Source organism: Acetivibrio sp. MSJd-27 (genome assembly GCF_018918095.1).
GTDB lineage: Bacteria > Bacillota > Clostridia > UMGS1840 > HGM11507 > HGM11507.
On the sequence record NZ_JAHLPV010000054.1, the window covers coordinates 1 to 13,188 of the forward strand.

The window sequence follows — 13,188 nt, forward strand, 5'->3', positions numbered from 1 at the left end:
CCCCGGCACAGTGCGCCGGCCTCGAGCTGTCCAAAAAGCGCAAACGCGAGCTTTTGCTCGTTGCTTAGCCAGATTGGCTGATTGCGGGTGCTATTTTTTCATGTTAACTTTACAGAGCCGAAATTATTTTTTCATTTTTATATATTAACACACTTTCATGAAATTTACAATATTTTAAAATGTTGGCGGTCACGTTTCGTTGAAATAAAAAAAGCATTGCTTACGCAATGCTTTTTTGGAGCGGAAGACGAGATTCGAACTCGCGACGTTCACCTTGGCAAGGTGACGCTCTACCACTGAGCCACTCCCGCATCTCTTACGGTGTTCATAGTATAGCATATATTCGGATAAAATGCAATACTTTTTTCGAATTTTTGCATTTTTTTTGGAAGCCGGAGAGTTGTTTTTCTCCGGCTTCTTCCTCCGTATTTATTCATAGTAGGAGGCGGGATCCACATATTTTTCTTTTTTCATCAATTCGAAATGAAGATGGCTGGGAAGACCTGCTTCTGAAATGCCTGTTTCTCCAATGCCGCTGATGGCCTGGCCCTTCTCCACACTCTCTCCTTTTTTCACCATCTTATCGCTGGAAAGGTTTTTATAGATAGATTTATAATGATTTCCATGGTCAATAATGATTGTGATTCCATCCATCGGATCCACAAAAACATCATCTATCACACCGGATGCACATGCTTTTACTGGTGTACTGCGTTCCGCTCCGATATCAATTCCGGAATGGACACGCCAATCTTCAAAGGTTTTATCGTAGACCAGTTCTTCTCCTGAAAAAGCATTGATTATCTGTCCCGGTACCGGAGGCTCAATTACAAATTTTTTTCCGAACGTTTCTTCCGCCTCTTCCAAAGGTTCTTCCTCTGCCGGTTTCGCAGCCTGAGGTTTTATAGTCTCCTGGTTTTTCGGGGCAATGACAGGCGCCGTATAGGGTTCAGCAGTGGCAGGAATCTGTGCATTTATCTCTGGAATCTGCACTCCTTCTGACAATGCCAGATTTCTTCTCATCGATTCATCAATATTGTCTTTGATGACTGTTGTAACCACGGAACCTACCGCTACAATGCATAAGACAACGAGAGAATAATAGATTTTGTTGTTTGAAAACTTTTGAAAGAATTTTTTCATTTTTTATACCTCCATGTTAGATATTCTTTCCAAAGCAAGAATATCTATACAATCACAAAAAATTTCTTTCAAAATATATTTATCTTTCATTCAACTTTTCCGCAGCAGATGAAAACATCACTGAAAAAGTCAAGCGACATATATGAACTGCCCCAATTTTGGCGATTCCTATATGCCGCTTACTTTTCATTATAACTTAAAAGTACTCCTGCTCGGGTGTGCTTTTCTGCTCAATATGCTTTTTTCAGCACGACTCCCTGATAATATTTTTTTAGAATCTCCTCATATCCTGCTCCCTGAGAAGCTGCATAATTGGCTCCATACTGGCTCATCCCCACTCCATGTCCGTTTCCCGTCACATGAAAAACAATCTTGTCATTCTGAAATCCCAATGTAAAATGGGTCGATCTCAGACCGAACAACTCTCGTATCTCTGTTCCCTTAAAAGTCTGTCCTCCTATTTTAATTGTTTTCACTCCTCCGCTCTCTGCATTTTCTATCCCTTCCACCCACTTTTCCCTTTCCTGGGAAAACTGTATATCCGATTTCTTTTGCTTCAGCTTATTTTGAAAATCGGTTATCGTCACCTCGACGGTCGAAGTATATCTCGGTGATAATTCCTCTCCTTCGCTGTCCACACTTTTTAAATAAGGAACACTGCCGCCCCACACATCTTCGGAATTTTCCGTTTTTCCGCTGCTGGTTGAATGAAACACAGCAGAGATTGGCTCATCATTATAGGTTATAATAATCCCCTTTGTATCGTCCACACTTTTCTTTATTTTGTTATAATTGGCCTCCCATTGTTCCTTCCAGTTCTCCTTTGTTTTTTCCAGACTAACGTATGCCTTACAGTGTGTTGGATCTGTGCAGATCGCCGCGCCTTTATGAAGTTTTAAGCTCTCCTCATTATTTGCTTTTTCCCGGTTTATAATATAAGTGCGCGCTGCGACAGCCTGCGCTTTTAAGGCTTCTGTCTCAAAGGTTGCCGGCATTTCCCCGGCTACAACCCCAATTAAGTATTCCTCCAGATTGACATCCTTTACAGCATCCTCGTCCTTAAAATAAACCTGAATAGCTTTTTCCGCATTTTGCGTCTGTAATACCTCAGGTATTTTAAGCTCTTCATAAGCTCCGTTATTTATCAAACCACCGGAAGATGCAAGCATGATAAAAGGAATCGAAACAATAATCAATAAAATAAATATTGGATACAAAAGCAGAATACTTGGCTTTTTCTTTTTGTGTCTCCGCATACTATCACCTTTTCCAATTGTATTTAATAGATTATATGTGCAAGATTTTCAGTTTAGAATTGCAAATATCATCTTTCCTTTTTATTTACGGAAATCATATAGAACTTAAGGGTTTCATTGATGTTCACAGATAATTTCTCATCATAATCGTCGATTTACTATTTGTAAAATGAAAGTTTCCTTCTTTTCTTGTTGCAATTTTCACTTGACAATCTATATGTGGATAAGATAAAATTATAATATAGCAAAAACAGATAGGAGAAAAAAATGACAAAGAATTTTAATAATTTCAGTATTCCAAAAGAGTATCTGGAAAATTTATGCGATATATCCCGGGTTACCAATCAAATTGACGGATATTATTATGATAAATATAATGTAAAAAGAGGTTTGCGGAACCAGGACGGAACCGGCGTTCTGGTAGGTTTGACTTCTATCGGTGAAGTCAGCGGCTATATTATCGCAGACAATGAAAAAGAAGCAGTTCCCGGAAAATTGATTTACCGCGGCGTAGATATCCGCGATATTGTAGAGGATGTGGCCTCCTCCAACCGCCATGGATTTGAGGAAGTTATTTTTTTGCTTCTGTTCGGTATCCTTCCAACTCAGGAACAGCTTGCTGAATTTAAGGAACTAATCGGTATTCTAAGACTTCTGCCCGATGGATTTACCGAAGATATGATCCTTAAAACACCCTGTAAAGACATTATGATTAAATTATCCCGAAGTGTACTTGCGCTCTACTCCTATGATGATAATCCGGATGATACCAGTGTGCTCAATGTTCTAAAACAATCGATTGAATTGATTGCAAAATTCCCGACTCTGGCCGCTTATGCCTACCAGGCTAAATCCCGTTATTTTGATGGGAAAAGCTTGTATTTACATACGCCTAAAATTGAATTCTCCACAGCGGAAAGCTTTTTGTATATGCTCCGTCCCGATAATAAATTCACCAAGCTGGAGGCTGATATTCTCGATTTGATGCTGATTTTGCATGCAGAACACGGAGGCGGAAACAATTCCACTTTTGCCGCCCATGTGGTGACTTCTTCCGGCACAGACATTTATTCTGCAGTTGCTGCTGCTATTGGTTCCTTAAAAGGACCAAAGCATGGAGGAGCAAATGCCAAGGTTACCAAAATGGCTCGTGACATTATGGAACATGTGGAAAATTGGGAGAATGATGATGAAATAGCAGCATATCTTGAAAAAATTGTACGGAAAGAGGCCTTTGACCGTACCGGTCTTATCTATGGTATGGGACATGCCGTTTACACAATTTCCGATCCCAGGGCGGAACTTTTGCGCGAAAAGGCAAGAGAGCTGGCAAAAGAGCGGGGAGCCTTAAAAGAACTGTCTGTTTATGAGGCAGTGGAACGTCTGGGACCAGAGGTGCTTGCAAAGGTAAAAGGCGGTAAAAAAGATATCTGTGCCAATGTCGATCTATACTCTGGTTTTGTGTATCAAATGCTGAACATTCCCCAAGAGTTATGTACACCTCTATTTGCCGTCTCCAGGGTTGTCGGATGGTGCGCCCATATTTTAGAAGAAAATATTGCCGGAGGAAGAATTATTCGCCCAGCTTACAAAAGTGTCAGCAAAAGAATCGCTTATACACCTTTGGAGGAGCGGGAATAAACCCTCTGTAAAAGAAATTTTGCGCATTTTAGTCAGAAAGGAATCAGCCCCAAAGAATTCCCCTTTGGCGCTGACTCCTTTTTTTGTTTTTCTTTTCAAAAACGCTCTAACACTCTGGTCTGAAAAGAGCTTATTCAATAAGGGTTTGCCCCGTCATTCAACGAGGACAAGGGCACTGCATAGCAGTGTCGCAATCAGCGGGAGATTGCACTCCCGCTGATTGCGGATATGGAACCCGCCGCCTTAAGAGGCGGGGACATCTTGCCCGCAGTTATTTTGCCAATTCTTCCAAAGTCACACTGTCAATATAATCCGTTATTACTTGATAAAGACCTTCCCAAAAAGGTATCGTCTTACAATCACTATAACGCTCACACTCATTTGGCTCCTGCATTAAGCAGGCAACCGGTGCCAAGTTTCCTTCTATTGCACGCAAAATAGAACCAACCGTATATTCGCCCGGTTCCTTTGTCAGACAGTATCCTCCCTGCGGCCCGCGTGTGCTCTTTAAAAAGCCGCTTTTGCTGAGTTGAGATATAATCTGCTCCAAATATTTTATGGAGATCTCCTGTCTTGCCGAGATATCTTTTAACGCAATATATGTTCCGTCATTATGTTCTGCCAAGTCAATCATAAGCCGCAATGCATACCTGCCTTTTGTGGAAATCTTCATTGTATCGCCTCCGGTTTTATTGTACCATAAAGCATAGTAAATTACTAGAGTTTATTTTGTAAATATTCTGTCAATAATTCCGGCGTATTTGCAGAAGGGTTCTCAATAACATAATCGAGCAGGCGTTGAAGAACCTCCCCCACTTCTTTTCCCGGACGAACTCCAAGTCTTATCACATCCTCTCCTTTCAGACATAAATCCGATAAGGTGTAGCATTCGTGATTGCATGCAATCTCCTTTATCATCTCTTCAATATCCTGCTGTTTCAGAAGCGCCGCCTTCCTGGTTAAATTCAAGCCCATTCTTTTCATATATTGCTTCACATGTATCTTATCTGTATGGAAGGGACGATCAAAAAAAGGAAGCAATAGGCTCATATCACGGCAGCTTTTTCTATCGTACCGAAGTTCCTTCATCATTTCCATACTTTTACCAATTTCTGATGCTCCATAGGTCTCATTTAATACAAAACAGAATCTTAAAAGTTCTTCCTGAATATTGTCTGGGAAAACACATGGACGAAACCCGGGAAGAAACACATTTATGACACTCTGAAACTCCCATAATATTTGTTCCGCTGCCGAACCGGATAACAGCTTTGTCCATTCATCCCGTATCCTCTCCCTTGAAATTTTTCGTAATCCTTCTTTCTTTTTTATTATTGCATCTTTTGTTTCACCGTCAATAGAAAATCCCAACATGGATGCAAAACGCAAAGCCCGCAGAATGCGCAAGCCATCCTCTTCAAACCGCTGTTCAGGTTCTCCGACACAGCGGATTTCTTTTTTTCGGAGGTCTTCCATCCCGCCGAAATAATCAAACAGACCGTTGTAGTATGCCATAGCATTTATGGTAAAATCCCGTCGTTTCAAATCCTCCTGCAAACTTTTTGTAAATCTCACCGACGATGGCCGCCGATGATCGAAATAATCGCCGTCAACACGATAAGTCGTAATCTCAAAAGGGATACCTTCCATAATAAGAGTGACCGTGCCGTGCTGCAGTCCTGTTTCCAGTATTTTGTATTCTTGAAACAATGCTTTTGTTTCTTCCGGTCGTGCACTGGTAGCAATATCATAATCCTGCGGTTTTTTGCCAAGGCAAAAATCACGCACACATCCGCCTACAATATAGGCTTCATAACCATAATCCCAAAATCTTTGTAATATCGATTTCACGCTTTCAGGCAATTTGATTGTCATATTATCACCAACTTAAAAACAGCCGGAAATATCAAAATTCCGGCCGAATTTTACAATAAAAATTTTCTGTTATTTCAAAAGGGAAGATAAAAATGTCTTCAGTTCTTCAGTCTGAGGATTTTCAAATAATTCAGCGGGTTTTCCCTGCTCGCAAATTTTGCCGTCAGAGAGAAAAATGACCCGGTCAGCCACTTCTCTGGCAAAGCCCATTTCGTGAGTGACAACAATCATTGTCAAGTGTTCCTTCGCCAAATCCTTCATTGTACTTAAAACGCCCCCGGTCAATTCCGGATCCAATGCGGAGGTTGGCTCGTCAAACAACATAACCTCCGGTTTCATCGCCAAAGCTCTCGCAATTGCAACCCGCTGCTTCTGACCGCCGGACAGCTGGGAGGGATATGCATTTTCTTTTTCAGAAAGGCCAACCTTCTTTAGAAGTTCTCTAGCCGTTTTAACCGCCTCTTCATGAGGTATCTTATTCACGGTTTCCTGAGGCTCTGTCACATTTTTCAATATCGTCATATGCGGAAACAAATTAAACGACTGAAATACCATTCCGGTTTTCATACAAATTCTTCGGATATCGTTATCTCCCAAATATTTTCCGTTGCTGACAAAAGTCTCCCCATCAATGGAGATGGTTCCCTTGTCAACGGTCTCTAAATGATTCAGACAGCGCAGAAATGTACTTTTACCAGAGCCGGAGCGGCCAATGATCGCAATGACCTCTCCCGGCCTTACTTCAATGGAAATGCCGTTTAAAACCGAAAGCTTTCCAAAAGATTTATAAATATTTTCCGCTTTTATCATTCTAATTTTCCTCTTCCCCTCAATAATTACAGAGCTTTTTTTCCAAACGGTTGAATATAATGGTAAGAACCAATGTCAAGACAAGATAAAATACAGCTGCAACAATAAAAGGTGAAACATTGGACAAAGCCGACACTTTCAGCTGGGTTTCCCTCATAATATCATTTAAAGCAACAACGGAAACCAATGCCGTATCTTTTACCAATGTGATGGTTTCGTTGCTGACAGGCGGCAAAACCAACCTCACCATCTGGGGAATAATAATTTTCCGCATTGTCTGTGAGCCTGTATATCCAAGTGCTTTTGCACACTCATACTGTCCTTTGTCTATCGATTCAATTCCTGCCCGGAAAATTTCGCCGAAATATGCAGCATAATTTAAAGTAAAAGCAATGATGCAGGCTAACATGTTGTTCAAAGCAGGAAACTGAAATGTTCCAATCTTGATATAAGGCAACCCGAAGTAGATAAAGAAAATCTGCAGCAATAAAGGAGTTCCTCTCAGAAGCCAAGTATATCCTCCTGCAAACCACCTGAGAAACCACCTGAGAAGTGGAATTCTTGCTTTAGACCGCTGCATCAATGCAATCAGATATCCTAAAGGAATAGATAATACGAGTGTGACCGCAAAAAGCTCCAAAGTAACGATAAGTCCCTGTGCCACGCTGGGCAATGTAAGTTTTATAATTTCTATAAATTTATCCAACACTATCTCCCTAACTTTTTTATTATACTTTATTGTTTTATTATATTAAAGTTTTAATGTGATGTAAATACTTTTTTCCAATTTTAAAGAAATTTTAATTAAAAAAGCTTCTGCTTTCTATTCAATATAATTTCTTTACTCAATGACTCAACTTTTTATGGAAAAACTATTAAATAGACTTATGTTCCATTTGACATATCGATTTTTTTCAACAAAAATAGACGTATTCTATTCTAAAACAAATTTGATCCTTTTCGATTTTTGTGATAAAATAAGTATTATTTTCTAGATTTTTTCTTTGTACATAATTTAGACATAATTTTATGATATAATATATGAAGTTATGAATCTATTTTATATAATTTTGATACACTACTATGACCGGGCAGCCGGAATATATGAATTGATATGCTATAAAATTGTTTCTACAGTATATCATGAAAGACAATAAGAACAATTTAAAGGAGTGGATGGAATGCAGAATTTTTCTGAAATTACGCCGGAAATTATGGCGTTAAGTGAACTATGTAAAACAAACGGTTCCATTGAACCTGGACTTTATGGAAAGTACGATGTAAAACGCGGCCTTCGCGACATCAGCGGAAAAGGTGTTCTTGCCGGATTAACTGAGATCTCGGAAGTCTGTTCCTCCATTGAAAAAGACGGTCAGTCAATTCCCTGTGAAGGAAAACTGTATTATCGAGGAGTGGATATTGAAGAGATTGTAAAAGGATTTATCAGTGAAAAACGGTTTGGCTTTGAAGAAGTCGTGTATCTTCTCTTGTTTGGAGCATTACCGGATGAGAAGGAATTGCAGAATTTTTCATCCCTTTTGGCAAATTACCGCACGCTTCCCACAAGTTTTGTAAGAGATATTATCATGAAAGCCCCCAGTGCAGACATGATGAACACGCTGGCCAGAAGCGTTCTCACACTGTATTCCTATGATGAAAAAGCAAATGATATCTCTATCCCAAACGTTTTAAGGCAAAGTTTGCAGTTAATCGCGCTGTTCCCCATGCTTTCCGTATACGGCTATCAGGCCTATGCGCATTATCATGACGGCAAGAGTTTGTTTATTCATCCCCCCATGCAAAATCTTTCTACCGCTGAAAATTTATTACATATTCTGCGGCCGGACAGTCAATATACCGAGCTTGAAGCCAAAATTCTGGATGTGGCTTTGGTTCTGCACGCGGAACATGGCGGTGGCAACAATTCCTCCTTTACCACTCATGTTGTAACTTCTTCTGGCACTGACACGTATTCTGCAATTGCAGCTGCCATTGGTTCTCTGAAAGGTCCCAAACATGGCGGCGCCAATATCAAAGTTGTACAGATGATAGAGGATATGAAGAAAAATGTGGAGGATTGGAGCAGCGAAACGCAAGTTAAAGAATATTTGAAAAAACTTCTTCACAAGGAAGCTTTTGACCACGCCGGTCTAATCTATGGTATGGGGCATGCTGTTTATTCCCTCTCGGATCCAAGAGCCAATATTTTTAAAGCCTTTGTCAAAAGCCTTTCCGAAGAAAAAGGAAGAAACGAAGAATTTCAGCTTTATGCTCTGGTGGAAAAATTGGCGCCGGAAGTCATTGCTGAAGAAAGAAAAATATACAAAGGAGTCAGTGCGAATGTAGACTTTTACAGCGGCTTTGTATACAGTATGTTAAATCTTCCTTTGGAACTCTATACTCCCATCTTTGCCATTGCGAGAATAGCAGGCTGGAGTGCTCATCGAATCGAAGAGTTGATCAATGCAGGAAAGATTATTCGTCCTGCCTATAAGAATGTCAACGATCGCAAGGCTTATGTTCCTATCAGAGAAAGATAAAAAGTTCATAGCATATTGAGTAAATTATGCTTTTAACCTCCTGTATTTTAGTAATGCGGCTGCCAAACCGTTTCTATTATACTTGGAGGTTTTTTTCAATATTCTCGCTTTGCTTTTCGTTCGGCGATTTTCTTTTTACGAAAACTTTCTGTTCTATTACGTATTCTTTTCAATCGATCCATTCCGTATATTTTTCTATAAAATATGCACCCCCAAAAGTCCAAGCCTTGGGGGTGCATATCACAAAACTTTTATTATTGCGTTATTCTTCCTCACAGCCGCAGTCACAGCAACCGCAAGTATCGTCAAAATCCAATTCGATTTTTTCATCGCAATTTGGGCAGATGAGTTCCTCATCCTCCAGCATATCTTCATCGATATAGATTTTTTCTTTGCAATTCGGACAGGTTAACTCATAAAAATCAACATCATCCTCATCTTCACAATCGCAGCATTCGTCATAGATTTCATCTTCGACCTCCGCTAAGTCCTCATCGATTTCATCGATGACTTCCTGCATTTCAAACATGTCATCTTCCATATCAGAAACGCTGGCGCTTAAGTCAGCCAAAACCTCAAGAATTCCTTTGATGATTTTCCCCTCCGAAGTGGACTCGTCCACTTTCAGACCTTCCGCCAAACCTTTTAAATAAGCAATTTTTTCACCGATTGATTCCATATGAGTGCCCTCCTCTTCTCTCAAAAAAATTTTTAATATGAACTATTTTCTAAATTAGATAAAAAACAATCCTACTATACTGTCTATCAAAGCAGACAATCCATCTATAACAGGAATGTTTTTATACTCTTTCCATGTATTCCCCGGTTCTGGTATCCACACGGATGACATCATCAATATCCACAAACAGAGGAACGTTAATGGTGGCTCCTGTTTCCAGTGTAGCCGGTTTGCTTGCTCCTGTAGAAGTATCGCCTTTAAAGCCCGGTTCCGTCTCCGTAACTTTCAGTTCCACGAAGTTCGGCGGTTCTACCCCAAATACACTGCCCTTAAAACTCAGGATTTTGACAAAATCGTTCTCCTTGACAAATTTTAGAGCATCCCCTAACTGGTCAGGACTTAACGGAATCTGGTCATAGGTTTCCTGATCCATAAAGTAAAACAATTCTCCGTCATTATAAAGATACTGCATATCTTTTCTCTCGATATGTGCTTTCGGGAATTTATCCGTCGGGCGGAACGTTTTTTCTACTACACCGCCGGTGATCACATTTTTTATTTTGGTGCGGACAAAAGCTGCCCCTTTTCCCGGTTTTACATGTTGAAATTCAACGATCTGATACACATTGCCTTCACTTTCAAAGGTAATGCCGTTTCTGAAATCGCCTGCAGAAATCATAAATATGATTCTCCTCTCGTTTTTATCTTATCTTCTATAGTTTAATAGAAATTCTGGTAAATTGCAAGGATTTTTTTGACTTTATAACAACTTTATATCATAATTAATTCCTTCTTCGTGCTTGCAAAGGAACGGCAGCCTTTATCCGTCACTGCAACAGTGTCTTCTATTCTTACCCCCCCAACGCCTTTGACATATATACCTGGTTCTATGGTTATGACCATACCTTCCCTTAATATATCTGTGTTTCGTAACGATATACTTGGCTGTTCATGAATATCAAGGCCAACACCGTGACCAAGAGAATGAAGAAATTCCCGATACCCTGCTTTTTCAATATAATCTCTTGCAATTTTATCAAGATTGTTTGCTTCCATTCCCGGCCTTACAGCCTCCAGTGCAAGCAGGTGGGCTTGCAGCACCGTTTGGTATAAATGTATTTTTGTTTCCGTCAGAGAGCCAATCCCTACTGTGCGCGTCATATCACTGCGGTATCCATTCCAAGTTGCCCCGAAATCAAAGAGGACAAAATCCCCCGTTTCAATCGGCCGGTCATTCGGAACGCCATGGCAGTTAATCGTATCTTCTCCTGATACAACAATTGTTTCAAAGGCTGGCTCCTCACTGCCATAAAGATTCATCAGATAATCCAGCTTTGCAGCGATTCTCTTAGAAGTATTCCCCGGCCGAACCTCATTTAATACCTCATCATATGCCTTTTCTGCAATTTCTTGTGCCCGCTGGATTGCCTCCAGCTCCTTCTTCGTTTTTATCATCCGCAAATTTTTTGTAAGACGGTTGCCCTGCACAATTTCTTTATTCGTTAGCTCCTGCAACATCAGATAATCGCTGTAGAGAATATCGCCCGGTTCAATAATAAGCTTTTGAAACTCCATCTGCCCGGCAATCTCGCAGACACCCGCGATCAGACTCTTTTGAAGCACAACTGGTTCAAATAGCTGCTGTGACTGAATCAGGTGCAGATATCTTGCATCGCTGAATACCAATTGCCGTTTCTCAGTAACCAGCAGTACGATGTTTGAAGATTTCATTCCTGAGAAATACCTGATATCCGCAGGATTCAAAATAAGATATGCTTCTTTCTCATGTAAAAGACTGCGCAGTTTTTTTAAACGTTCTTCCATTTGAAAAACACTCCTTATTTTCCTCCATTCACCAAAGCGTCCAGTGCCATAAGATATCCATAGCTTCCAAAACCACTGATGACTCCATGGCTAGCCGGAGCGGTTACCAGGTTGGCACGCATCTCTTCCCGAGCAAATACGTTGGAGATATGCACTTCCACTGTTTTTATGTTTACACTTTTTATAGCGTCGCGAATGGCAATACTATAATGAGAATATGCTCCGGGATTCATGATAATCCCATCCATTTTCCCGTACGAATCATGAATTTTATCGATCATTTCGCCCTCAGAGTTACTTTGGAAAAAACTGATTTGTACTTCCATCTGCTGAGCTTTTTTCCATAGCTTTTTCTCGATGTCTTTTAATGTTTCACGTCCGTAAACATCCGGCTCACGGATTCCAAGCATATTCAAATTAGGACCGTTAATCACCAAAATTTTCATTATCTATCACCTTCATTATCATATTTTGCATCTTCAAAGCGTCTTCCGTTTGGGTTCCCGCAGACTCGCAAATAAAACACGGTGTGAGATTTTTCTTTACAACAATCTCAGCCAAAGGTTCAAATGAGGGACCATATTCTATATCATCAAATGTCAGATGTTTTACTTCTCCGCCTGCTGAATACATTATTTTAGAAAAATGGCTGTGAAAGATCTTTAATCGTTCATAGCCCAAATGATTTTCTATCTCATCTAAAATATGTTCAAATGCATATGGAGCCTTCAACCCACCCATTGTTCTAGCATTCAGATGTCCAAAATCAATAGTCGGAATAAGCCGCTCATCCAGTTTGCACAATTCTATCACTTCTTCAAGTGTTCCAAGCTGGTTGATCTTCCCCATTGTTTCAGGACAAATATGAATATCTGAGTATCCCTCAGAATCAGCCTGTATTAAAGCTTTCCGTATCGTATCTTTCGCAAGCTCTAAAGCTATCTGCCTGGTGATTTTTCCTGCAGAACCACTGTGTACCACAATCCGGTCCGCTCCCATCACTCTTGCTATACGCATACACTGCATAATATAATCGACACTCTTTAATCTTTTTTCCTCCTCCTTGGAGGAAAGACTGATATAATATTGAGAATGAATGGAAAGGCTAATACCAAATTTTTTTGCATTTTCACCTAATGCATATGCACTCTTTTCAGAGATTTTTACACCTTTATTGCACTGGTATTCATAGGCGGAAAGCCCGATTTCTTTCAAGTATCCCGGCATATCCAATGAGGATTTGTAACCAGCCGCTTTGAAGCTTTCCGAGTTTCCTCCCGGCCCGAATTTCATCTGCATATCAATCACGTATAATTAAACCATCTCGAAAGGGGTGGTTTTAATTATATCTCCTTTCTTAAAGTTTTTGATTATATTTGCAGGAGTAGCTACCTGCGATATAATAAAGACAAGCACTGTG

General features: G+C 40.2%; 13 protein-coding genes and 1 tRNA gene. 2 read left to right on the forward strand and 12 right to left on the reverse strand.

Annotation, left to right across the window (positions count from 1 at the left end):
• Window positions 1-236: 236 nt before the first annotated feature.
• The 3 genes from KQI32_RS12165 to spoIID all read right to left on the reverse strand — a co-directional run bounded on the left by KQI32_RS12165 (window position 237) and on the right by spoIID (window position 2,399).
• A tRNA-Gly gene (locus KQI32_RS12165) sits at window positions 237-311 on the reverse strand.
• Between the two features lie 118 nt (window positions 312-429).
• Entirely contained in the window at window positions 430-1,143 is a 714-nt protein-coding gene (locus tag KQI32_RS12170) for a M23 family metallopeptidase (RefSeq protein ID WP_216425669.1), read from the reverse strand.
• A gap of 230 nt (window positions 1,144-1,373) precedes the next feature.
• A complete protein-coding gene (spoIID, locus tag KQI32_RS12175; RefSeq protein WP_177691595.1) occupies window positions 1,374-2,399 on the reverse strand; it encodes a stage II sporulation protein D in 1,026 nt (341 codons plus the stop codon).
• Between the two features lie 267 nt (window positions 2,400-2,666).
• Between spoIID and KQI32_RS12180 the strand changes: the two genes are divergently transcribed.
• Window positions 2,667-4,040, forward strand: a complete 1,374-nt coding sequence (locus KQI32_RS12180) for a citrate/2-methylcitrate synthase (protein ID WP_177691596.1) — start codon at window positions 2,667-2,669, stop codon at window positions 4,038-4,040.
• Window positions 4,041-4,311: 271 nt separating this feature from the next.
• On the opposite strand, the gene KQI32_RS12185 is transcribed toward KQI32_RS12180, so the two are convergent.
• The 4 genes from KQI32_RS12185 to KQI32_RS12200 all read right to left on the reverse strand — a co-directional run bounded on the left by KQI32_RS12185 (window position 4,312) and on the right by KQI32_RS12200 (window position 7,431).
• Window positions 4,312-4,713, reverse strand: coding sequence for an Rrf2 family transcriptional regulator (locus tag KQI32_RS12185; RefSeq protein ID WP_216425670.1), 402 nt, complete (start codon window positions 4,711-4,713; stop codon window positions 4,312-4,314).
• 44 nt (window positions 4,714-4,757) lie between these two features.
• Complete coding sequence (locus tag KQI32_RS12190; protein WP_216425671.1) at window positions 4,758-5,915, reverse strand: CCA tRNA nucleotidyltransferase; 1,158 nt, start codon at window positions 5,913-5,915, stop codon at window positions 4,758-4,760.
• Between the two features lie 69 nt (window positions 5,916-5,984).
• Window positions 5,985-6,725, reverse strand: coding sequence for an amino acid ABC transporter ATP-binding protein (locus tag KQI32_RS12195; protein WP_216425673.1), 741 nt, complete (start codon window positions 6,723-6,725; stop codon window positions 5,985-5,987).
• A 19-nt stretch (window positions 6,726-6,744) separates the two neighbouring features.
• The gene (locus KQI32_RS12200) at window positions 6,745-7,431 is read right to left on the reverse strand and encodes an amino acid ABC transporter permease (protein ID WP_253291195.1); all 687 of its coding nucleotides are present in this window, start codon (window positions 7,429-7,431) and stop codon (window positions 6,745-6,747) included.
• Between the two features lie 475 nt (window positions 7,432-7,906).
• On the opposite strand from KQI32_RS12200, the gene KQI32_RS12205 reads away from it, so the two are divergent.
• Window positions 7,907-9,265, forward strand: coding sequence for a citrate/2-methylcitrate synthase (locus KQI32_RS12205; protein WP_216425675.1), 1,359 nt, complete (start codon window positions 7,907-7,909; stop codon window positions 9,263-9,265).
• A gap of 262 nt (window positions 9,266-9,527) precedes the next feature.
• Here the strand turns inward: KQI32_RS12205 and KQI32_RS12210 are convergent, their stop codons facing one another.
• From KQI32_RS12210 to KQI32_RS12230, 5 genes are all read right to left on the reverse strand, one after another.
• Window positions 9,528-9,944: a CD1247 N-terminal domain-containing protein gene (locus tag KQI32_RS12210; RefSeq protein ID WP_216425677.1), complete on the reverse strand. Its 417-nt coding sequence runs from the start codon at window positions 9,942-9,944 to the stop codon at window positions 9,528-9,530.
• Between the two features lie 121 nt (window positions 9,945-10,065).
• On the reverse strand, window positions 10,066-10,623 hold the full coding sequence (efp, locus tag KQI32_RS12215) for an elongation factor P (RefSeq protein WP_216425679.1): 558 nt from the start codon (window positions 10,621-10,623) through the stop codon (window positions 10,066-10,068).
• 92 nt (window positions 10,624-10,715) lie between these two features.
• Window positions 10,716-11,768: a Xaa-Pro peptidase family protein gene (locus tag KQI32_RS12220; protein ID WP_216425681.1), complete on the reverse strand. Its 1,053-nt coding sequence runs from the start codon at window positions 11,766-11,768 to the stop codon at window positions 10,716-10,718.
• Between the two features lie 14 nt (window positions 11,769-11,782).
• Window positions 11,783-12,214 (reverse strand): type II 3-dehydroquinate dehydratase, encoded by a 432-nt coding sequence (aroQ, locus tag KQI32_RS12225; protein WP_216425683.1) that lies wholly within the window; start codon window positions 12,212-12,214, stop codon window positions 11,783-11,785.
• The gene (locus KQI32_RS12230; protein WP_216425687.1) at window positions 12,195-13,067 is read right to left on the reverse strand and encodes a TIM barrel protein; all 873 of its coding nucleotides are present in this window, start codon (window positions 13,065-13,067) and stop codon (window positions 12,195-12,197) included. Before KQI32_RS12230 ends, aroQ begins: the two co-directional genes overlap by 20 nt.
• Window positions 13,068-13,188 lie beyond the last annotated feature (121 nt).